Source organism: Agrobacterium sp. ES01, from assembly GCF_050320885.1.
Taxonomy (GTDB): domain Bacteria; phylum Pseudomonadota; class Alphaproteobacteria; order Rhizobiales; family Rhizobiaceae; genus Allorhizobium.
Genome location: NZ_JBNQTH010000001.1, coordinates 392163 through 411438 on the forward strand (window position 1 = coordinate 392163; position 19276 = coordinate 411438).

The 19276-nt window shown below is 62.6% G+C and carries 24 protein-coding genes; all 24 read right to left on the bottom strand.

What is annotated here, in order from left to right:
* Positions 1-94: 94 nt before the first annotated feature.
* The 24 genes from ACQQ2Q_RS02020 to ACQQ2Q_RS02135 all read right to left on the bottom strand — a co-directional run bounded on the left by ACQQ2Q_RS02020 (position 95) and on the right by ACQQ2Q_RS02135 (position 19247).
* Positions 95-598, bottom strand: coding sequence for a cytochrome c-type biogenesis protein (locus ACQQ2Q_RS02020; RefSeq protein WP_428185351.1), 504 nt, complete (start codon positions 596-598; stop codon positions 95-97).
* Positions 595-2583 (bottom strand): heme lyase CcmF/NrfE family subunit, encoded by a 1989-nt coding sequence (locus ACQQ2Q_RS02025; protein WP_428185352.1) that lies wholly within the window; start codon positions 2581-2583, stop codon positions 595-597. Before ACQQ2Q_RS02025 ends, ACQQ2Q_RS02020 begins: the two co-directional genes overlap by 4 nt.
* Positions 2580-3029 (bottom strand): cytochrome c maturation protein CcmE, encoded by a 450-nt coding sequence (gene ccmE / locus ACQQ2Q_RS02030; RefSeq protein WP_428185353.1) that lies wholly within the window; start codon positions 3027-3029, stop codon positions 2580-2582. Before ccmE ends, ACQQ2Q_RS02025 begins: the two co-directional genes overlap by 4 nt.
* Entirely contained in the window at positions 3026-4165 is a 1140-nt protein-coding gene (gene ccmI, locus ACQQ2Q_RS02035) for a c-type cytochrome biogenesis protein CcmI (protein ID WP_428185354.1), read from the bottom strand. The genes ccmE and ccmI overlap by 4 nt, the downstream gene beginning before the upstream one ends.
* 117 nt (positions 4166-4282) lie before the next feature.
* Entirely contained in the window at positions 4283-4711 is a 429-nt protein-coding gene (locus ACQQ2Q_RS02040) for a hypothetical protein (RefSeq protein WP_428185355.1), read from the bottom strand.
* 107 nt (positions 4712-4818) lie between these two features.
* Entirely contained in the window at positions 4819-6222 is a 1404-nt protein-coding gene (locus ACQQ2Q_RS02045) for an ATP-binding protein (RefSeq protein ID WP_428185356.1), read from the bottom strand.
* Positions 6212-6889, bottom strand: coding sequence for a response regulator transcription factor (locus ACQQ2Q_RS02050; protein WP_428185357.1), 678 nt, complete (start codon positions 6887-6889; stop codon positions 6212-6214). The genes ACQQ2Q_RS02045 and ACQQ2Q_RS02050 overlap by 11 nt, the downstream gene beginning before the upstream one ends.
* 70 nt (positions 6890-6959) lie before the next feature.
* The gene (locus ACQQ2Q_RS02055; RefSeq protein WP_428185358.1) at positions 6960-7208 is read right to left on the bottom strand and encodes a hypothetical protein; all 249 of its coding nucleotides are present in this window, start codon (positions 7206-7208) and stop codon (positions 6960-6962) included.
* Positions 7209-7295: 87 nt separating this feature from the next.
* Positions 7296-7508, bottom strand: coding sequence for a hypothetical protein (locus ACQQ2Q_RS02060; protein ID WP_428185359.1), 213 nt, complete (start codon positions 7506-7508; stop codon positions 7296-7298).
* Between the two features lie 122 nt (positions 7509-7630).
* Positions 7631-11482, bottom strand: coding sequence for a baseplate multidomain protein megatron (locus ACQQ2Q_RS02065; RefSeq protein WP_428186459.1), 3852 nt, complete (start codon positions 11480-11482; stop codon positions 7631-7633).
* Between the two features lie 2 nt (positions 11483-11484).
* Positions 11485-11919 (bottom strand): NlpC/P60 family protein, encoded by a 435-nt coding sequence (locus tag ACQQ2Q_RS02070; RefSeq protein ID WP_428185360.1) that lies wholly within the window; start codon positions 11917-11919, stop codon positions 11485-11487.
* Entirely contained in the window at positions 11916-12800 is an 885-nt protein-coding gene (locus ACQQ2Q_RS02075) for a DUF2163 domain-containing protein (protein ID WP_428185361.1), read from the bottom strand. The genes ACQQ2Q_RS02070 and ACQQ2Q_RS02075 overlap by 4 nt, the downstream gene beginning before the upstream one ends.
* Positions 12797-13435 (bottom strand): phage distal tail protein, Rcc01695 family, encoded by a 639-nt coding sequence (locus ACQQ2Q_RS02080; protein WP_428185362.1) that lies wholly within the window; start codon positions 13433-13435, stop codon positions 12797-12799. The genes ACQQ2Q_RS02075 and ACQQ2Q_RS02080 overlap by 4 nt, the downstream gene beginning before the upstream one ends.
* A gap of 129 nt (positions 13436-13564) precedes the next feature.
* Complete coding sequence (locus ACQQ2Q_RS02085) at positions 13565-14131, bottom strand: phage tail tape measure protein (protein WP_428185363.1); 567 nt, start codon at positions 14129-14131, stop codon at positions 13565-13567.
* Between the two features lie 116 nt (positions 14132-14247).
* Positions 14248-14433 (bottom strand): rcc01693 family protein, encoded by a 186-nt coding sequence (locus tag ACQQ2Q_RS02090; RefSeq protein WP_428185364.1) that lies wholly within the window; start codon positions 14431-14433, stop codon positions 14248-14250.
* A gap of 29 nt (positions 14434-14462) precedes the next feature.
* Positions 14463-14834: a gene transfer agent family protein gene (locus ACQQ2Q_RS02095; RefSeq protein ID WP_428185365.1), complete on the bottom strand. Its 372-nt coding sequence runs from the start codon at positions 14832-14834 to the stop codon at positions 14463-14465.
* Positions 14834-15241, bottom strand: coding sequence for a phage major tail protein, TP901-1 family (locus ACQQ2Q_RS02100; protein WP_428185366.1), 408 nt, complete (start codon positions 15239-15241; stop codon positions 14834-14836). Before ACQQ2Q_RS02100 ends, ACQQ2Q_RS02095 begins: the two co-directional genes overlap by 1 nt.
* 64 nt (positions 15242-15305) lie before the next feature.
* Positions 15306-15701 carry a DUF3168 domain-containing protein gene (locus tag ACQQ2Q_RS02105; RefSeq protein ID WP_428185367.1) on the bottom strand — a complete coding sequence of 132 codons (396 nt, stop codon included), beginning with the start codon at positions 15699-15701 and terminating at the stop codon, positions 15306-15308.
* A complete protein-coding gene (locus ACQQ2Q_RS02110; protein WP_428185368.1) occupies positions 15698-15871 on the bottom strand; it encodes a hypothetical protein in 174 nt (57 codons plus the stop codon). Before ACQQ2Q_RS02110 ends, ACQQ2Q_RS02105 begins: the two co-directional genes overlap by 4 nt.
* Positions 15868-16197: a phage head closure protein gene (locus tag ACQQ2Q_RS02115; protein ID WP_428185369.1), complete on the bottom strand. Its 330-nt coding sequence runs from the start codon at positions 16195-16197 to the stop codon at positions 15868-15870. The genes ACQQ2Q_RS02110 and ACQQ2Q_RS02115 overlap by 4 nt, the downstream gene beginning before the upstream one ends.
* Position 16198: 1 nt before the next feature.
* Positions 16199-16768 carry a head-tail connector protein gene (locus tag ACQQ2Q_RS02120; protein WP_428185370.1) on the bottom strand — a complete coding sequence of 190 codons (570 nt, stop codon included), beginning with the start codon at positions 16766-16768 and terminating at the stop codon, positions 16199-16201.
* A 170-nt stretch (positions 16769-16938) separates the two neighbouring features.
* Complete coding sequence (locus ACQQ2Q_RS02125; RefSeq protein WP_428185371.1) at positions 16939-18204, bottom strand: phage major capsid protein; 1266 nt, start codon at positions 18202-18204, stop codon at positions 16939-16941.
* Positions 18201-18797, bottom strand: coding sequence for an HK97 family phage prohead protease (locus ACQQ2Q_RS02130; RefSeq protein WP_428185372.1), 597 nt, complete (start codon positions 18795-18797; stop codon positions 18201-18203). Before ACQQ2Q_RS02130 ends, ACQQ2Q_RS02125 begins: the two co-directional genes overlap by 4 nt.
* 132 nt (positions 18798-18929) lie before the next feature.
* Positions 18930-19247: a DUF6107 family protein gene (locus ACQQ2Q_RS02135; RefSeq protein WP_428185373.1), complete on the bottom strand. Its 318-nt coding sequence runs from the start codon at positions 19245-19247 to the stop codon at positions 18930-18932.
* Positions 19248-19276 lie beyond the last annotated feature (29 nt).

Sequence of the window (19276 nt, forward strand, 5' to 3'; positions counted from 1 at the left end):
GGCGGGAAGCGGTGGATGACGAAGATATAGGGGTTGTCACCTTACAGTGAACTGTCCGCGACATGACAATTTGGTAATTTTTCCAGAAAGATAGTCAGGACTGGTCAGTGCCGTTTTCGGCCAGCAGGGTCTTCAGCCTTTGTTCTTCTTCCGCGGTCAGCTTCTCCGGCGCGGTGCCTGCCCGGTTGCGACCATAGGTAAACATGGCAATCGCGCCGATCAGGAACAGCACAAGAGGTGCGCCCCACAAAAGATAGGTCTTGAGCGCCAGAGGCGGCTTCAACAAAACGAACTCGCCATAGCGCGAGACGATATAGCCGATCACGTCTTGATCGCTGTCGCCCTTGACGAGCCGTTCGCGCACCAGAAGGCGCAAATCCTTGGCAAGCTCGGCATTGGAATCGTCGATCGACTGGTTCTGGCACACGAGACAACGCAGCTGCATCGACAGATTGCGCGCCCGCTCCTCCAGCACCGGATCGGCAAGCACCTCATCCGGGTTGACGGCAAAGGCGGGTGCTGCAGAGAGCCCGAGAAGCACAACAAGAAATATAAGCTTCACGCTACGCGCAAACCCGAATGCCCCTGCGGCGATCATTCCGCCGCCTCCAGCCGTGCCGGCACCGCTTTCGCCCGCCGGTTCGGTGCACCGACACGCAGGCGACGGTCCGACAGCGAGACGAACCCGCCGACCATCATGATCACGGCACCGAACCAGATGAACAGGATATAGGGCTTCCACCAGATCCGCACGACAATGCCGCCATCATCCATGGGATCACCCAGCGATACGTAAAGCTGGCTTGGGCCAAAGGTGCGGATACCGGCTTCGGTGGTCGGCATCCTGCGCGCCGTATAAAGCCGCTTGGACGACCAGAAATCGCCCTTGTCGACACCGCCCTTGCGCAGCGTAAAATGGCCGCGATCCTCGGTGAAGTTGGGGCCGACGGCCTGCCGCATCCCGTCAAAGGTCACGCTGTAGCCGCCAGCCTCCGTGGTCATTCCGGGCTTCATTTCCACCACGGTTTCCGTGGCATAGGTGGTAACGGCCACAATGCCGAGCACCGTTACGCCAAGTCCCAGATGCCCGAGTGCCGCTCCATAGGCCGAGCGCGGCAGACCGGCGAAGCGACGCCAGGCGACATTGAAGGCGAGTTTTCCGAAACCGGCGCGATACCAGAGGTCGGAACAGGCGCCGAAGACGAGGTAAAGCCCTGCCGCCATGCCGAAGACCGCCAGCACCGGGCCACCATGTTCGATGTAATAGATGACCAGTGACACGACGAAGGCCAGCGCGATTGCCGCGTAAAGCCGCTGGAACGCGCCCAGCAGATCGCCGCGCTTCCACGCCAGAAGCGGTCCAAAGGGTACCGCCACCAGAAGCGGCAGCATCAAAAGGCCGAAGGTCAGGTTGAAGAAAGGGGGGCCAACGGAGATCTTGTCGCCGGTCAATGTCTCCAGAAGCAGCGGATAAAGCGTGCCGATCAGCACCGTTGCCGTTGCAACCGTCAGGATCAGGTTGTTGAGCACCAGCGCGCCCTCGCGCGAAATCGGGGCAAACAGACCGCCGGACTTCAACAATGGTGCGCGGAAAGCAAACAGGGCCAATGCTCCGCCGATAAACAGCATCAGGATACAGAGAATGAAGATACCGCGTGTCGGATCTGTCGCAAAGGCATGGACCGAGGTCAAGACGCCCGAGCGGACGAGGAATGTGCCGAGCAACGACAGCGAAAAGGTCAGGATGGCCAGCAGCACGGTCCAGATTTTCAACGCCTCGCGCTTTTCCATCACCAGCGCCGAATGCAGAAGTGCCGTACCGGCAAGCCATGGCATGAAGGATGCGTTTTCGACCGGGTCCCAAAACCACCAACCGCCCCAGCCGAGTTCGTAATAGGCCCAGTAAGACCCCATCGCGATGCCGGCGGTGAGGAAGGTCCAGGCAGCGAGCGTCCAGGGACGCACCCAGCGTGCCCAGGCCGCATCGATGCGGCCGTCGATCAGGGCGGCAATCGCAAACGAGAAGGATACGGAAAAACCGACATAGCCGAGATAGAGCAGCGGCGGATGGATCGCCAGACCGGCATCCTGCAGGATCGGGTTCAGGTCCTGGCCTTCGGCGGGTGCCGGGCTCAGCCGTATATACGGGTTGGAGGTCAACAGGATGAAGAGTGTGAAGGCCGTGGAAATCCATCCCTGAACGCCAAGCACATTGGCCTTCAGGCGATCGGGAAGGTTGGTGCCAAAGAAGGCCACCAGCGCGGAAAACAGCGACAGGATCAGCAGCCACAGCATCATGGAGCCTTCGTGATTGCCCCAGACCGCCGAGAATCGGTAGATCGCAGGCATCAGCGAGTGCGAGTTCTCCCACACGTTCTTCACCGAGAAATCGGAGACCAGATAGGCATGGGTCAGGACCGCGAAGGAAAACAGCACCAGCGCGAACTGGGCGACGGTTCCGGTTGTGGCAATCGCCATCAGCGCGCCATCGCCGCGCCGTGCGCCGATCATCGGCAAGACCGACAGAATGATGCTGGTCGCGAGCGCCAGAACCAGCGCGTAATGGCCCAGTTCGATGATCATTGCGTGGCCTTCTCTTTGCCTTCCCAGACGCCATCTTTCTTCAACCGGTCGGCGACTTCCTTGGGCATGTAGTTTTCATCATGCTTGGCAAGCACCGTATCGGCCACGAAGACATTGCCGCTTTCGAACGTGCCTTCGGTCACCACCCCCTGCCCCTCGCGAAACAGGTCGGGCAGAATGCCGGTATAGGTCACCGGGACCGTGTTCTTGCCATCGGTCACGGCAAAGGTGACCGTCGATCCTCCACCGCGCTTCACCGAGCCGTCTTCCACCAGCCCGCCGAGGCGAATGCGTGTTCCCGGGCCGACATGATTGGTCTGAAGGTCGGACGGCATGTAGAAATAGGCAACCGACTGGCCGAAGGCGAACATCACCAGCAGGACAGCGGCGAAAATAAAGCCCATGCCGCCAAGAATGACTGTGAGACGTTTCTGCTTGCGGGTCATTGCTTGACGTCCTCCACGGGAAGGCCCAGTTGACGGCCAAGGTCCGCCAGTTGCGCACCCTGCTTGCCATTCGCCGGAAATGTCTTGAAGGCGGCGTTCAAAGCGTCCACCGCGCGATCTGGTTCTTTGAGCATCGCATAGGAACGGACCAAACGCATCCAGCCTTCGAAATTGTCGGGATTTTCCTTCAGCTTGGCATCGAGGCTGTCGACCATGCCGCGGATCATCGCTGTGCGATCCTGCGCCGACATATCCTGGGCCGCGGCGATATCGGCCTCGCTCGGATTACCCGGTGCATCGCCTTGTGCCGCAACCGGCCCCTTGCCGCTGACCATGGCAATATGCTGCTTCACCAGCGGCAGCCAGGGCGCATCGGCGGGTGACTTTGCCGCAAGCGCCTCGAAGGCCGCCAGCGCCTCATCCTGCTTGCCAGCCTGTTCGAAGCCCAAAGCCAGATAGAATTCGGCGCGCGGATTGTCGGGTTGCTCCTTCAGCGCCGCCTCGAAGGCAGCACTCGCATCCGCCGTGACCACGCCGTCGTTTTCGGCGATGATCACCTCGCCCAGCCCCGCATAGCGGGCAGCAGACGGGCCTGACAGACGGATGGCATTGCGATAGGCCATATGGGCATCGCCCATCCGTCCGCCCCTGAAATAGATCGGTGCCAGCACATCCCAACCGGCGCCATCTTCCGGGTTCTGCGCCAGATGCCGTTCCACCTTTGCCACAAGCAGGTCGATATTGTTGCCGGGGTTTTCCAACCGTGCCGCAAGCGGCTGGTCTTTGAGACCCGGACTTCCGGTCTCCAGATAGAAACCGAGCCCGATTAGCGGCAGACAGAGAAGAATGAAAATCTGGGCCATGCGGTGGCGTCCCGTCCGCACCGGTGCCTCGGCACCTTTTCCGGCAACGGCCAGAAGCCGCCGTCCGATTTCGGCACGGGCATATTCCGCCTGCTCAGCCGAGATCAGCCCTTGCGCCTTGTCACGCTCGAGCTCGCGCAACTGATCGCGATAAACGGCTTCCTCTCCGGCCCGATCCACATCGATGGCAGGCGCAGATGCCCGCCATAGCGGATACAAAAGAAGGACGGCGACCGCAAAGGTCAGGACGGCGGTGATAATCCAGAACAACATGGAGCCCAATTACTGCAACGGCCGCTGCTTTCCAATCGCTAAACAGGCGGTCACGCGCTTTTGAGGCGTTTGGCCGCAAGAGGATGGCTACACCTGCTCTGGTCGAGCGGCCTTGACTTATGTCAAGGGCGTCCAGCTGCCGTTCTTGTTGCGGCAGGCGGCACCACGCGCTTCGACTTCGCGGCCGTTGGTATTGATTTTGTGGGTATATTGCCGACAGTTCTGCGCGCCCACCTGATAGGGCGCTGCGGCAACCACCTGACCGCTCACATTGCTGCCAGCCCATGCCACCGGCTGGCCACCCGGAGCGGCCTCAAGCGCCCGATATTCCGCTTCCAGTGCGCGCTCGCGATCGTCTTTGGACAGCTGCACACCGCTGCGGGCAACAATTCCGCCGTTCAGCGACGTGATGAACACGGTCGAACTATTGGAGGAAGACGACAGGAAAGACCCCGTCCCCTTGCCGCCGGAAGAGGTCGTACAGCCAGCCAGAGACGCAAATGCGACGATGATGACGATGGAGCGTGTTCTGTAAGCGCTTCGCATGCGGCCTTTCCGAATCTTGCCTGAACAATCGAATATAAGGTTTATCATGTCCAGTCGCCGATTTGGGGGATATCTTGGATCAGGAGAGCAGTCCTTGAAGACTGTGATCAATTGCGCACAGCGTCGCGGCTGACGGCCGGAAGGATCAGCCGAGCCTTCAAGCCCCCGGTAGGCGCCCGCGACAGCCCGAAATCGCCCTGATATTCGCCGGCGATTTCCTTGACAATAGACAGCCCGAGACCCGTGCCAGGCTTGGATTCGTCAAGCCTGCGGCCACGCTTCATGGCTTCTGCGATCTGCCCATCCTCCAGGCCCGGCCCATCGTCCTCGACGACCAGTTCCACCCATTGACGACGGGCGGGATCGCTACCGGCCACGCCGTCCGCCGCAAGACGTGCATCCACCCGTATTTTTTCCTTGGCAAATCGTGCGGCATTTTCCAGAAGATTGCCGACCGTCTCCTCCAGATCCTGCTGCTCCATGGCCAGTACCAGCGCTGGCTGCATGGTCAGATCGAACTCGATCTGCGGATTCAACCGCCGCATCACGCGCACCAGGCGTTCCAGAACGGGCTCCACCTCGCAGCGCGCCAGAACAGAGTCGCGCTGGGCGGCAATCCGCGCGCGGTTGAGATAGGAGGTCACCTGCGCTTGCATGGCTTCGGCCTGGTTGATTACCAGTGCCCCTTGCGCCTTGGGCAGCGCGCGCGCCTCGTTCAGCAGCACGGCAATCGGTGTTTTCAGGGAATGGGCGAGATTGCCAACCTGCATTCGCGCGCGCTCGACAATGCGGCGGTTGCTTTCGATCAGCGCGTTCACCTCGTTGACCAGAGGCAGGATTTCGCGCGGAAAATTTCCCTCCAGCGCTTCGGCCTCGCCGCCGCGGATACTCTCCAGCGCACGTCGCGCCCTGTCGAGCGGTTTCAGCCCGTAAAGAATGGCGCCGGCATTCAGCAGCAATCCACCGATGCCGAAAATGCTCAGTGCGATGTAAAGCCTGTGGGAAAAGGCGGCGATATCCTCCTCGACGACGGTCAGGTTGCCGGCAACGCGAAACCGTGCTGCATGCCCGTCACCATCGAGAACCACTTCGGTTTCAGCCACTTTCAAGTGATTACCGACGTGATCGTCAACCTGGTAAAACCGCTCGTAGCTGTTGTTGAAGGGAATTTCGGCAACGCTTGGCACCGGCAGCGTATTGCTTCCCAGGGATATCGAGGTCAGCCGCACGGAGCCGAATGTGCCCAATGGCTCGACAATCCAGTACCAGCCCGTCGATGGCTGCGAAAACCTGAGGTCGCCCAGTTCGGGATTGCCGGCCAGATTGCCGTCTGCGCCGATCGAGACGGAATTGATGACATTGTAGAGCTGGGCGTTGAGCACGCTGGTAAAGGCACGCTCCGCGCCCTGCCGGTAAAGCGCCGAAATCACCAGCGCAATCGTCACCAGCGCCACGGCCGACCAGATGGTCGCCAGCAACAAGACCCGTTCTGTGAGGGATCTAATTCGCACGCGCGTCGCCCGGCGCCTGCATGCGGTAACCCAGACCGCGCACCGTCTCGATCATGTCGACACCGAGCTTCTTGCGCAAGCGTCCGACAAAGACCTCGATCGTGTTGGAATCCCGGTCAAAATCCTGATCGTACATGTGTTCCACCAGTTCGGTGCGCGAGACCACTTCGCCCATGTGATGCATCAGATAAGAGAGCAGCCTGAATTCATGGGAGGTCAGCTTGAGCGTCGTTCCGGACACGGTCGCCTTGGATGCCTTGGTATCCAGACGCACCGGTCCGCAAACGATCTCGGACGAGGCATGGCCGGCTGCCCGGCGGATCAGGGCGCGAATGCGTGCCAGCACTTCCTCGACATGAAACGGCTTCGTCACATAGTCGTCGGCACCGGCATCGATACCGGACACCTTGTCGCTCCAGCGATCGCGTGCCGTGAGAATCAGCACCGGCATGTCCTTGCCGGCGCCCCGCCATTTTTCCAGAACCGTAATGCCGTCCATTTCGGGCAGGCCGATATCGAGGATCACCGCGTCGTAAGGCTCGGTATCGCCGAGAAAGTGTCCCTCCTCGCCGTCGAGCGCGGTATCCACCACATATCCTGCCTCCTGCAGCGCCTCGACGAGTTGCCGGTTCAGATCGGCATCGTCTTCCACCACCAAAATGCGCATTCCGTGCTTCCTCATTCGTTCTTGTTCTTATGGATGACGCACCGCGCTCATGTCGGCGCATCATCGCTTGTTACTGCGGAACCTTCACGGTCACCTTGCGGGGCCGTTCATTGCCGTTTCCAGGCACCAGAACGGTCACCACGCAATTGCCGCCCGAGGGCTTGGCCGACAAGAGTTGGCCACCCGTCTGGGCCACAACCCGCGAGGCGGCGGCCGAGCAATCCGCGGCGACATAGGTGACGTGTCCATCAAGTTGCGCCGGCACGGAGAGGCCGGACAATGCGCCCGCCAGCGCCGCTATGATCAGAGGAGATGCCATCGATTTAATTCCACCGCTTGTCTTGTTTGGCGGATTTTTAACCGATGACGTCTGAATGGCAAATGAATGCACGCATTCACAAACCGTTTAATGGCCAGCGATGCCCGATTTTGCCGAAATACGGCCATAGATCGCCAGCAATCCACCGATTGAGCCTGCAATCGTCACGGCCATATCGGCCAACTGCCCCTGGGCTTCGGCATCCACCTCAAGCCCGCCATATCTCAACAGCGGTGCGGCCACCGCCAGCAAACCGCCCCAAACCGTCTTTGACTGATACCATGGCTTCATCGTCAACATCGCGTTCTCCTTTGCTGGATGTTGTGGAAATTTTACGTCGCCTGGCCCTGCCTCTCGTCTCCGCGTTCGCGCCGGCGGTAAAGAAGGCACAGCCATGGGCAAGAGGGGCAATCTCCGACGAATCAGACAGGCAGATCCGCCTCAGCCGGCAACCCTTCGGCCACCTTGCGGCCAAGCTGGCGCACCCGCACCGAGCGCGTCGTCGGCACCGCGCCAAAATCCGCAATCTCCTCCGACTGGGCATAGACATAGGCCGGTTGAGACACATGCACGCTGCGCACCACCGCCTCTCCATCCAGCAGGTCCAGCCGGTAGCCTTCCTCTTCCTCATCGAGCGGAATGTCGGCGGCCATCCAGTCATCGGCGTCCAGCCGCCCCCGCCGCACCCATGTGATTCGGATATCACCATCGCTCTGTCGCCGTGCTTGCAGATGAACCGGTGCCAGCGGCGTTGCCGCCCGCAGGCCTCCGGCAAAGGCAATCGCCTCAGTCGCTGCGCCACTGCCTGTTGCCGGTTCCGCGATCCAGTTGAGCAGCAGCCCCGCCTCATCGGGTGCGAGCCCCACCGGCACTACCGCCTCGTTCAACAGCACGACGGATGCGCCTGAAACAGCCCCGGCCGTCATGCAATCCTCGGTGCCCGCCAATCCGCGAAGCAGGTTCGACAGCCGCCAGCGCCCGGTGGCGATTTCTTCCGCTTGCGCAAAGGCCAGCACTTCCCACCCGCCATTTTCCGACTGAACCGCCATACGGTTTGTCCCGTTCAGGACAGACAGCCTGGGCGCGGACGACAGCGCACCGAAATCAAGTCCGACATCCAGCGACTGTGAGCGATCGAAGCGACCGGACACGCCAGTGCCGAGATCCGCCATCAATGTGCCCGTCACCGCGGGACGTTCCACCACCGTGCGCAGGCGATAGCCGTCTTCTACCGGAGAAGACGACAAGGCAATGCGTCGCCACGGCTTTGCCAGTGCAGCCACCCGGGCGAAATCGGCCTCGGTCCCTGCCCCATCGAGGCGCGGTAAATCCATCAGATGCACGAGCGGCGCAAAACCCGCACTCGGATTGCCCCCCGGCAGGCGCCCTTCGTCCGTCGGCACCACATTTGCGGAACTGCCGGTGCCCAGCCGGCGCAAATGAAGTCGGCGGGCGACTCCGTCTTCGATGCGTGTCACGATGAAGCGCGTCCCCGGCCCTTGCGTCAGCCGCAACACGTCGCCCGGCGTGACATCCAGCCGGTTGGGTGACAGGGCATATTCCAGCGTATGGCGCGATAGCCGGTGATCGCGCAGCAGACCTTCCGCGGCCAACAGCGCTGTTTCCTCGGGGATCACCGCCGCCAGTTCACGGGTCAGTTCCCGGCGGGTGGCCACTTCCAGCCGTCTCGACCGTGCGCTGGCCTCGCCATAATCGCTTGCCTCATCGAAGAAGGTCAGAACGGCTTCGGCGGCAAAATCACCGTCATGACCGCGTGTCTCGCGCCAAAGCGGTTCATCCTTCAGGTCCGCCAGCACCGCCGCATCTACTGGCGGCAGGCTTGCCTTGTCCCTGGAGCGAAAGACCAGCCGCTCGCCATCTTCGATCACGTCGAGCGCAAACACCTCCACCAGCGGTTCGATCAGCGCGCGCGCCGAGGTGACCTGCCCCTGCATGTATCCGGTCAGGTCGCCGGAGACCTGCGACACGTCGAAATCGGTAAAGCCGTGATCGGTCAGGATCGCGGCAATCACATCGGCAAGCGTGCCTGCACCCAGCCGCGCGTTCAGCCAATGTCCCGTTCGCCAGTTTCCGCCATCGTTCCAGATATCGCTGCGAAACGGAAAGGCCGGATAGGGGCGCGCATCCCAGCACCACAGAAACAGCCGCTCCGGATTGACCATTCCGTCTGGCGCATCGCCGCTCTGCCAATGGCGATGATGGGCTTCCAGAAACCGGCGTTGCGTGCTGTCGGACCGCCCGCCACCGGAAAAATAGGGCATCGCGCTTTCCGAGGATTTCGGGTCCGCAAAGACATTCGGCTGGTTGGAGCCCTTGTCCACTGCCGGGCATCCCAGTTCGGTCAGCCAGACCGGCTTCATCCCCGCGGTCCAGGCCGTCGGGCTCGGCTTTTCCACCCCGCCCTCACGCTCATAGTGGCGATTGCCCCACCAGTTTTCGATATCCTTGTAGCGGAACACCCAGGGCTTGCCCGCCAGTCCGTCGGCGATTTGGGAACGGTTCCGGCTCTCCCGGTCTGCACCGGAGGCGTAATACCAGTCAAAGCCCTCGCCACCGGTGATCTGCCCTTCCAGCCCCACCGGATCGTCGCCAACGCGAAAGCCGTCCGGACTGGCCGAGGCCCGGTCCTCGTCGCGCCAGTCGGCAAGCGGCATGTAATTGTCGATCCCCACGGCATCGATGGCGGAACTTGCCCACAGCGGATCCAGATGGAAGAACACGTCGCCCGAGCCATCCTGCGGGTGATAGCCGAAATATTCGCTCCAGTCGGCGCCATAGGTGATACTCGTTCCAGCACCGAGGATTGCCCTGACATCACCGGCCAGATCGATCAGCTGCTCGACAAAGGGAAAGGCATTGGCCGCATCCCTCACGGTCGTCAGCCCGCGCAATTCCGATCCCAGCAGGAAACCGTCTATGCCGCCCGCAGCCTTGGCCAGCAAGGCGTAGTGCAGCACGAGCCGCCGATAGCCTTCATCCGGGCCGTCATAGCGCACGCGCGTGCCATTGATGGCGAAATCATCCGTCTCCGCCGATCCGCAAAAGGCATTGATCTGGCTTCGCGCCGCCGCACTCCGGTCCGCGGTTGCCGGTTGGCCGATGGCAGGATGGCAGGTCACGCGCCCGCGCCAGGGATAGGCCGGTTGTGCCGCCTCTCCATACGGATCGGTCAGGTCGTTGCCATAGGCGATGTCCATCATCAGGAAGGGATAGAGGACCACCTTCAGCCCGCGCGCCGTCAGGTCCCTGATGGCCTCCACCACGCTTGCGTCATCCGGGGTGCCGCCAAAGGCAGGACCGCCCTGATGGTGGCTGATCAGATGCGCACCCGCCCGACCGATCCCCGCCACAGACCAGGCACGGCTTTCGCCTTGCCGTGCGGCCACTTCCACGCCCGGCACAATCCGGCAATTGCCGGCGCGTAAATCGGTGCCGAACCAGGTCACGACAAGCGCCACGGTTTCGAGATTCGGACAGACCGCCTGCAATTCGTCGATGGAGGCTTGCCAGTCGGTGGCCGCCATCAAGCCGTTTCGGTTCAAGATGCGAATGCTGCCGGCCCCGGTCTTTTCGCTGACCGGCGTTGTCGCATAGCCATGCTCGGTCGCACCGGGAATCACCACCATGGCCCGCGCCTGGCGCTCCAGCGTCCCCACCGGCCGCATCACCTCGAACTGCATCACCGGTATGCGGTTACCGAAATCGCCAAGCGGCAGGTGCTCGATTACCACATAGGCCAGACCGCGATAGGCGGGTGCCTTGCCCGCCCCCTGCTTGGCTTCGATCAGCGGATCGGGTTGCTGGTTTTGGGAACCGTCGTGAAAGCGCAGCTCGATGCCGGTCAGATCCACCTCGCGCCCGTCGAACCAGGCACGGCGAATGCCGGCCACCGGCCCTTCGCAAAGTCCCACCGCCATATTGCCGTAATAGTGGAAGCTTCTGACCTTGGCGCCGCCGGTCGATTTGCCGCCGCTGCGCTCGGTGGTCACCTCCTCCTCGAACCGCGTTGCCCAGATCAGCGTGCCACCGATGCGCGCGGAGCCGTAGACCCGGTTGATCGCGGTTCCTTCGCTGGCGCCCGGTATCCGCGCCGTGGCAAGCCTTGCGCCGGACATCGTGCGGCTATCGGAAAAGATTGCGCGGTCGACGGCACTGCCAACCAGTGCCCCTGCAGCCCGTCCGACAATCGTGCCAATGGGGCCGAAGGCGCTGCCAATGGCTGCGCCGACCGCCTGAAAAACGATGGTCGCCATCATCAGATCTCCGGAAAGCGATAAACGCCCGCCACCCGCCGTCGCCATGCGGGCACAAGGGCTGAGCGAAGCACCGCCGCCTGCTCATAGGCATGAATGAAATGTCCTTCACCGGCCAGAATACCGGCATGCTTGGCCGCAAATTGCGGGCGAAAGCGAAACAGCAGCACATCACCCGGACCTGCCGCCTGAAGACCCGCCACCGGCCTGAACCACCGCTCTGCCGCTTCGATCAGCCGTTCGCCACCACCATGTTCGGCCCAGTCCGCCGCATAGGGGCCCGGCACCTCCGGCTCTTTCCCGTAAAGCGCAAGCCACACACCGCGGATCAGGCCCAGGCAATCGCAACCGACGCCCTTTGTCGCCCCCTGATGGCGATAGGGCGTGCCGATCCAGGTCTCGGCTTCGGCCAGTGCCCGTTCACCGATCACGCTCATTCGAACAAGGCCCCGCCATCGTGGTTGCCGCTGCCGTCGGCGTAGGAATAGGCAAAGTCGCTGCCCGGCACATGCGGGAAGCCCTGGAAGTTCAGGTGATTGGAAAAGCGTGCCCGGCAGGTGGAAAAACTCTTGTCGCAGCCGGCGGTAATCTCGAATGTGTCGCCACTCTCGGGCAAAACCTCCAGCGGCAGCCAGAAGCGCAGTTCGATCCCGCCGTCGACGGCTCTTGTGCTGTCGATTGCAAGCACAAGTCCCGCATTGGCGCCGCTTTCAAAGACCAGTCTTCCGCCATCGAAAAATCCGGCCGAAAAACCGTCAAGTCCGCTCGCAACAATCTGCTCGGGCGCCTCGACCGCCGTTACCGTGCCTGTTGCCCGAAAGGCTGCCAAATTCACCCGGCACCGGCCATCGCCCAGATCGGCATCGCAGCGGCGGTTGTAGACGCGCCCGTTTTCCTGGCCCAGCCGATGCGCAAAACTTCTGAGCTCGGCCGTAAACTGCCCGCCGCCCCGGCTCACCTCGCCAATCTCCTGCACCTTCAACAGCAGGCGTTGGTCGAGCGCTTGCCAGTTGACGATAAAGACCTCGACACGCGCACCGTCATAGCGACCGGATGCCAGATCGCCCTCGGTCATGGCCTCACTGGAAAAGCCGCCGGTCACCTCGCTTGGCGGAGCCGCAAGCCCGTCTTCCGCCTCGGTTTCGCTTCGCCGAAATCCGCTCGCGGCCTTAAAATCGGTGCCATCGAAGGCCAGATTGCGATCATGCTCGGTAAAGCCCAGCACCACGCCATCGCGCCGCGTCAGGCGCCAACAATGGCAAAGCGTCGTCGCATCGCCGCCCAGATGAGCCGCCAGATCTTCGGATATCTGTCTCATGGCACAATCTCGATCAGGGGGATGGCTGGAATGCTGCCGGCATTGAAGGCTGCAAGATTCACCTCGATCCGGTCCGTGGCAAAGCGCACTGGCACGTCGAATTCAAAGCCAGCGGTCACCGCCGCGCCCCCAGCCGGAACATGGCCCTCGGCAAAACGCACCATGCCGGTTGCTGGATCGCAGACGAAATTCTCCGCTGCCTGCACCGCGCCGGCCACCGCAACCGACACACTTCCTGCCACTGGTTTGTAAATCTCGCGTCGCCAGATGCCCCCGGCATCGCCATAGGTCTTGGTCAATTGGAACTCATCGGTCTCGCCGTCACCGGTGCCAATCGCCTGATCGATCGGCGTCACCGCCGCATCGGGTGCAGCCGATTTCCAGTCGATCGGGTCACGGAAGCGAAAACCATACATCTCTCCACCGCGCGCTTCGAAGAATTCGAGCACCGCATAAAGGTCGGCCACCGATTTCAGGCCGGAGCCCGCGTCATAGGCACGTCTCGAATTGGCCCAGCGGCGATTGCGGGCCTCGCGGCCATTGGAAAGATTGACAATATCGGTCCGCCTCACCGGCCCGCCGCTGGTCGTCAGCGACAGCCGCAACGGAAACCGCACGTCGTGAAAAGCCGTCATCTTTGTTCTCCAGAGAAGCCGGAATCTGCGCCGGGCGTTGGCTCACATGTCAGGGATCGAGGAACGCTATATGGGCAACACCGCCTCGGCCCACCCGCAGGCCGTCATCCTTCAGAGGCCCGCTTTGGGCTAAAGTCCGCGCTTTCCGCGTGCCACGCTGCGGGCCAGCATGGCGGTAATCTGCCCTTCCGAGCGTCGGAAACTCTCCGCATCGGTGGCCGTCACGTTAAAGACGATCTGCTGGCCGCCGCCGCCGTTGCTTTCGACACCCAATGCGCCGTCGGGGCCGCGCTTCAAGGGCAGGATCGCCTCGGCGCCAGCCTCGCCCATCAGCCCGGTGCCGTGTCCCATGGAAAAGTAGGTGGGGGCTGAGACCACGCCGCCATCGGCAAAGGGCGTTACCCGCCCGGGAACGCCCCCCAGCGCATAAGGCGTCACCGATCCGACAAGAGAGCCTGCAAGGCCGGACACCAGATTTTCCAGCGGCTTCAAACCCGCCTGCAGGGCAATGGCGGTCAGGCGATTGCCCAGGCCGCGCAACACATCGTCCAGCCCCTTGCCGCCGCTTGCGGCACTCGACAGCGCCGATGTCAGCGCCCGTCCGAAGGATTGCGACCGCCGCTCCAGATCGTCCAGAACGGAAAGCGCAGCCGTTGCGTCGATATCGACGCCCAACGAGAGTGTTTCGTCATCCATGTCAGATCCTCCAAGGCGACAGGGCAGGCTCAAGAACAGTCAGACCTGCACCGTCGCCAATATATGCCCGGTGGAAAAACAGCGCTGCTGAGCCTCAGCCTCCCCAAGAGGCAGCGTCACCCATCGGGGAACGCCCGCATCAAATCCTGCAGCGTCGCGCGCCCGATCCGGCCACCTGGCGGCGAAAAGGCGCCTGTCATCGCCGCCAGTTCCATCGGCGTCAATCGCCAGAACACCCTTGGTTTCAGCCGCAGAAGATGGAGCCCGGCATGCAGCGCCGCGTCCCAGGGAAACGGCGCCACATCGTCAGGCTTTCCATCTGCTGCGGCTATCAGGGGTCCGGCGCAGCACTCCCTTTGCGCGGTTCGCCTGTCCCGGCAAAGGTCACCGCCAGCAGTTCGCCGGCAATCGAGGCGAAGCCCGGCAATCCGCCATCCACCGTCATCACCGCCACATCCTCGTCGTCAAACGCGTTTCCACCACCGCGCAGGCCGGCCCCCAGGATGCGGATCAGGTCGACACTCCTCAGCCGCCCGCCGGAAAAGCGCTGACCGAGATCGGCGAGGCTGTCTGCGGCAAAGGCCGTTTCCAGTTCCGCCAGCGCGCCCAGTGTCAGGCAGAGAATGCGCCGCTCGCCGTCAATCACCGCCTCCACCTCGCCGCGCCGGCGGTTGGCGCGGTGCATTGTCATCGCGCGCGCCATCACAAGGCTCCAAAGCTCAGCGCACCGGCCGATTCCAGCGCAATCTCGAAGGTCAGTTCACCGTCATGGGCGCCGGAATAGTCAAGCGCCGTCACCTGAAACGGACCGGTCACGGTACCGAAGTCGGGCACCACCACCTGCCAGTTCAGGATGCTGGCGGAGAAGAAGGACGCACGCACCAGTTCGTCGGAACTTGCGTCCTTGAACAGACCGCTGCCCGACAGCGAGGCACGTTGCACGCCCGTCCCGCCCAGAAGCTCGCGCCAGCGCCCGGCGCTTTCCGCGTCGGTCACATCGACCGTTGCGGCATTGAAAGCCAGCCGCTTCGATCTGAGACCCGCCACCGTCTGATACCCGCCGCCATCATCAATCTTCAGCAGCAGGTCCTTGCCCTTTTGTGCCGTCATCTTGGGCTCCCTTGTTGAACCGTGATCGTGATTATTTTCGTCCGACCGGATCGGACCGAAGGCCTCACTCCAGCACCGCGCGAAACCGCATCTCGGCCACGAACAGAGCCGTCTTGGCCTCCCGTCTGCTGGCTGTGCGCTGATGGCTGAGCGAGATCAGCTGGACATCCTCGAGAAAGAGCTGCGCGTCCTCCAAGCTCGCCCGCACTGTTGCTGCAACCTCCTCGGCTTCGCGCCTCGATGCGGCCGACCAGGCCTCGATTGTCAGCAAGACTTCGAGGCCCGGCTCCGTCGATGTCGAATAGTCGCGCGCCTCGGCCTCGCCAATCACCAGATAGGGCATGGCGGTGCGGTTCAGCCGGCGATCGTGGATGGCATCGCCGAGCAGCGCTGCAAGGCCTGGCTCTGCCGTCAACCGCGCGTGGATTGCGGTCAGCAGGTCATTCACCGGAGCGGTCATTGCCCGTCTCCCTTTGCATTCGTGGAGGGATCATCCGTCCCGGAGCCATCGCGGCCCTGGCCCGCATCAACCGCCTCGACTCCATCGCGCATTTGCCGCACCCGCCTCGTCACCAGCCGGCGCAGCGCTTCGGCGAGATCGGGTCCCGTCAGGACAAAGAGCAGGCTCATGGTCCCTCCTCCTCGCAGCTGAGCACCAGAAAGCGTTGTGTCTCATCGGGATCGTGGGCGCTTTTTACGGCAAACCGTCGTGCGCCTTTCTCCAAGCGCATGCCGGCCTGCATGTCGGCGCGATGACGGATCCATATGCGATGGGTCAACGTCACCAGTTCTGCCCCCGCCCGCTCCTCTATGGCGGCAGCCAATGGCACGATCCGCGCCCAAAGCGCTGCCACCGCCTCGTGGGTGACGACCGCCCCGCCCTGGCCATCGCTGACGGCCACGGGTCGCGACAGCGTCAGTCGTGCCGTCATCTCCCCGGGATCGAAGCCTGCCATGTCAAAGCCCCTTTCGCGTATAGGGTGCCACCAGCCTTGCATAGCCCTCCGGCATGGCCGCCGGCTGGTCGCTGGCAGACACCACGCCGCGATAGGAGAACATCAGCGCCACATGCATCAGCATGGCCCGCTTCAACTCGTCCGGAACATCTGCCCCGGTCTCGCCAAAGCCTGCGGTAAAGTCGACTTCGATGCCGTTCATCGCTCGCCCCGGCGCCACTTGCCGCGGCAGCCAGAAACGGGCCGGCCGGCTCACCCCATCCAGCCACTGTCCATCGAGCGACAGTATCTCCGGCGTGCCATCCGCGTCATAGACCGTCACCGCATCCACCGAGATCACCGGACCATGGGCAATGCGCACGATCCCGTTGACCGGCCAGCCATCCAGATAGAGACGGCGCCCTTGGCTCATCAGGCAAAGCCCGGTCACGTGCTCCAGGCAATTGCGCGCCACCGAAATCAGTGCCGTGATCAGTGCATCCTCATCGGCTGCATCCAGGCGCATATGCGCCTTGGCCTCGGCAAGCGTCAGCGGCTCCACCGACGGCGGAGTGATCTGGGCATAGGTCATGGGGATCTCCAAAAGCGCCGCCACTGTTTGCGGCTTTTGCACTATTTTATCGGGGCGGCCTGCCCGCCCTATCCTCTCCTCTCCCGTGGTGGGAGAGGATAGAAAAACGGGGTCATGGCAAAGCCAAGGCGCAGATTGTCCTGGTGAGGGGGTCCAAGCGCCGGCACGCCTTAGGCCGCAAATTTCACCAGCTTGATGGCCTCGAAATTCTGCACACCGCCGCCCACGCGTTTGGTGGTGTAGAACAGAACGTAAGGCTTGGCTGAATAGGGATCGCGCAGCACCCGCACGCCGGTGCGGTCGACCACCAGATAGCCGGAACGGAAGTCGCCAAAGGCAATCGCCAGCGCATTGGCGGCAATATCCGGCATGTCCTCGGCCTCCGTCACCGGAAAGCCCATCAGCGCCGCCGCACCGTCTGCCGTTGCCGGCGGCTGCCAGAGATAATTGCCATCGGCATCCTTGAACTTGCGGATCTCGCCTTGCGTCTTGCGGTTCATGACGAAACTCGCATTCTGCCGGTGAGCCGCCTTCAGCGTGTAGATCGCATCGATCAGCACATCGGAGGGACCGCTTGCCGCAAAGGTGCCGGCGGCTCCCGTCGGCAGAAAGCCGATCTTGCCCCATTCCCAGGCCGCTTCATCGACCGTGTCATAGGCCAGAAATCCCTTCGGCTTGTTCACCCCGTCGCCCAGCACGAAGGCCGTCCCTTCCTGTTCGGCAAAGGCGATATCCACTTCGGCCGAAATCCAGGATTCCACATCCACCGCCGCATCGTCGAGCAGGCTCTGGGTTGCCGCCGGCATGGCATAGAGTTCCATGGTCGGGAAGGAGAGTTCCGCCAGTTCCGGCGTATTGGTCTGCGGTCGTGCCGCGGTCTCCGCCACCCAGCCCGAAGCCATACCGGCCGGCGCAAAGGGCTTTTTCAACACAGAGCCAGACACCTGCCGCACCGTCGAAAGTGCGCGGATCGGCGAGACCACCGAAAGCCTGCGGCCAATCTCGCTATCGGTTTCATCCGGTACCAGATAGCCGCCATCGCCCGATGTCTGAGCGCTCATCGCCTTGGCCTCGATCTCGCGCAGGCCCAACTCCTCGCCACGGCGGATATAGGCGTCAAAGGCGGCCTTGTGTTCGTCGGCCCCCACAGACGCCGCGCCAGTTCGCCCCAGTCTCGGGCGAAGGCTCTTCAGCGCCATCTGGTCGATCAGCTTGGACTGGTCGTCGATGGCCTTGTTGATGCGCTCCACCTTGTCGCGGGTCACCACATCGGCGGAAAGCTTGGTTTCGATCTGTTCCAGCCGCTCGTCATTGGCGTCCTTGAACGCCTCGAAGGCAATCATGAAGTCGTCGAAGGCTGCCGTCATCGTCTCCGGCATGGCCTTCAATTCGAGCGCCTTTTTATGCGGCACCATCATGCTGTTTTCCATGGTCATCGTGTCATCCCTTGCTTGAATTTCGCTTCTGCCATTGTCCGAGCCGCCCGCCGCATGGCGCGCAGCAGCTCGGTCTCCCTGTCGCGGAAGAACCGCGCATTCTTGACGTTGGAAACGCGTGCCTCGGGCTGCATCGGAAAGGTCACCACCGAGATTTCCCAGAGGTCCGCCTCGAGAATGCGGCGCACGCCCGTGCCCGCGCGGTTCTTGCCGTCGGCCTTGGACCTGACCGCCTGAAAACCGATCGACAGCCCGTCCAGCGCGCCGCTTTTCATCAGCGCCAGCACTTCGCGGGCACGGCCCACGCCCGGCGCAAGCCGGCCCTCCACGTAAAGCCCGCGCCCATCCTCGCGGATCACCGTCCAGGCGCCGATGGGTTCGGCCGGATCATGCTGATAGAGCATGCGCACGCCAGAGGCCCCGCGCCGATCCAGCGACCGGCGAAAAGCCCCCGGGGCAATCACGTCGCGCCCCAGATCGACCTCTCCGAAAATGCTGGCATAGCCCGAAAACCGCCCGTCCCCCGCCACGCCCTGCAATGTCAGGTCGGCATATTTCTGGACAAGCGAAAGCCGCCCGTTAAACAGGGTCATGAAGTCTCTCCCGATGGAATGAATGACTGTCGAAAGGAAACGATGTTCCTTGCCCGATCACGGGACGACGCTGTGCGAGGGGCGGATGATGATCCGTCTCATCCCGTCATGCCGGGCGTCAAGGACAGGGTGTCACCCGCCCTTGCCGCTCCATTTGCCGGCAATGCGGGCCAGCGCCCCCAGCGCCCACCAGGCACACAGGCTTGCCGCCGCCGATCCCATCAGCACAACTTCGCCGCGTCCCATGGTGACTGCGAGATCGAGGCGCGCCGCCAGCCAGATGCCGGTCGGCCCGCCAAAGACAAGACCGCAGGCGACACCGGTCAGAAACCGTGTCGCGGCCTCCCGTCGTCCATGGGGCAACAGATAGGCAAGCGAGATCGCAGAGCCTGCCACCGCGCCCGCCAGCCGCGCCGTCCACAACCCGCCATCATGGGAAAAGTCGGTCATCGTCTTCATTCTCCAGACTCAAATTGAAA

What these genes read in the sequence shown, in the direction of transcription:
- ACQQ2Q_RS02110 (WP_428185368.1), bottom strand. Translation starts at nt 15,871, where the DNA reads ATGAGCCTGCTCTTTGTCCTGACGGGACCCGATCTCGCCGAAGCGCTG.
- ACQQ2Q_RS02115 (WP_428185369.1), bottom strand. Translation starts at nt 16,197, where the DNA reads ATGGCAGGCTTCGATCCCGGGGAGATGACGGCACGACTGACGCTGTCG.
- ACQQ2Q_RS02070 (WP_428185360.1), bottom strand. Translation starts at nt 11,919, where the DNA reads ATGAGCGTGATCGGTGAACGGGCACTGGCCGAAGCCGAGACCTGGATC.
- ccmI (WP_428185354.1), bottom strand. Translation starts at nt 4,165, where the DNA reads ATGTTGTTCTGGATTATCACCGCCGTCCTGACCTTTGCGGTCGCCGTC.
- ACQQ2Q_RS02100 (WP_428185366.1), bottom strand. Translation starts at nt 15,241, where the DNA reads ATGACGGCACAAAAGGGCAAGGACCTGCTGCTGAAGATTGATGATGGC.
- ACQQ2Q_RS02095 (WP_428185365.1), bottom strand. Translation starts at nt 14,834, where the DNA reads ATGGCGCGCGCGATGACAATGCACCGCGCCAACCGCCGGCGCGGCGAG.
- ACQQ2Q_RS02075 (WP_428185361.1), bottom strand. Translation starts at nt 12,800, where the DNA reads ATGAGACAGATATCCGAAGATCTGGCGGCTCATCTGGGCGGCGATGCG.
- ACQQ2Q_RS02125 (WP_428185371.1), bottom strand. Translation starts at nt 18,204, where the DNA reads ATGACCATGGAAAACAGCATGATGGTGCCGCATAAAAAGGCGCTCGAA.
- ACQQ2Q_RS02120 (WP_428185370.1), bottom strand. Translation starts at nt 16,768, where the DNA reads ATGACCTATGCCCAGATCACTCCGCCGTCGGTGGAGCCGCTGACGCTT.
- ACQQ2Q_RS02105 (WP_428185367.1), bottom strand. Translation starts at nt 15,701, where the DNA reads ATGACCGCTCCGGTGAATGACCTGCTGACCGCAATCCACGCGCGGTTG.
- ACQQ2Q_RS02135 (WP_428185373.1), bottom strand. Translation starts at nt 19,247, where the DNA reads ATGACCGACTTTTCCCATGATGGCGGGTTGTGGACGGCGCGGCTGGCG.
- ACQQ2Q_RS02085 (WP_428185363.1), bottom strand. Translation starts at nt 14,131, where the DNA reads ATGGATGACGAAACACTCTCGTTGGGCGTCGATATCGACGCAACGGCT.
- ACQQ2Q_RS02130 (WP_428185372.1), bottom strand. Translation starts at nt 18,797, where the DNA reads ATGACCCTGTTTAACGGGCGGCTTTCGCTTGTCCAGAAATATGCCGAC.
- ACQQ2Q_RS02060 (WP_428185359.1), bottom strand. Translation starts at nt 7,508, where the DNA reads ATGTTGACGATGAAGCCATGGTATCAGTCAAAGACGGTTTGGGGCGGT.
- ccmE (WP_428185353.1), bottom strand. Translation starts at nt 3,029, where the DNA reads ATGACCCGCAAGCAGAAACGTCTCACAGTCATTCTTGGCGGCATGGGC.
- ACQQ2Q_RS02025 (WP_428185352.1), bottom strand. Translation starts at nt 2,583, where the DNA reads ATGATCATCGAACTGGGCCATTACGCGCTGGTTCTGGCGCTCGCGACC.
- ACQQ2Q_RS02065 (WP_428186459.1), bottom strand. Translation starts at nt 11,482, where the DNA reads ATGGCGACCATCGTTTTTCAGGCGGTCGGCGCAGCCATTGGCAGCGCC.
- ACQQ2Q_RS02055 (WP_428185358.1), bottom strand. Translation starts at nt 7,208, where the DNA reads ATGGCATCTCCTCTGATCATAGCGGCGCTGGCGGGCGCATTGTCCGGC.
- ACQQ2Q_RS02020 (WP_428185351.1), bottom strand. Translation starts at nt 598, where the DNA reads ATGATCGCCGCAGGGGCATTCGGGTTTGCGCGTAGCGTGAAGCTTATA.
- ACQQ2Q_RS02050 (WP_428185357.1), bottom strand. Translation starts at nt 6,889, where the DNA reads ATGCGCATTTTGGTGGTGGAAGACGATGCCGATCTGAACCGGCAACTC.
- ACQQ2Q_RS02040 (WP_428185355.1), bottom strand. Translation starts at nt 4,711, where the DNA reads ATGCGAAGCGCTTACAGAACACGCTCCATCGTCATCATCGTCGCATTT.
- ACQQ2Q_RS02080 (WP_428185362.1), bottom strand. Translation starts at nt 13,435, where the DNA reads ATGACGGCTTTTCACGACGTGCGGTTTCCGTTGCGGCTGTCGCTGACG.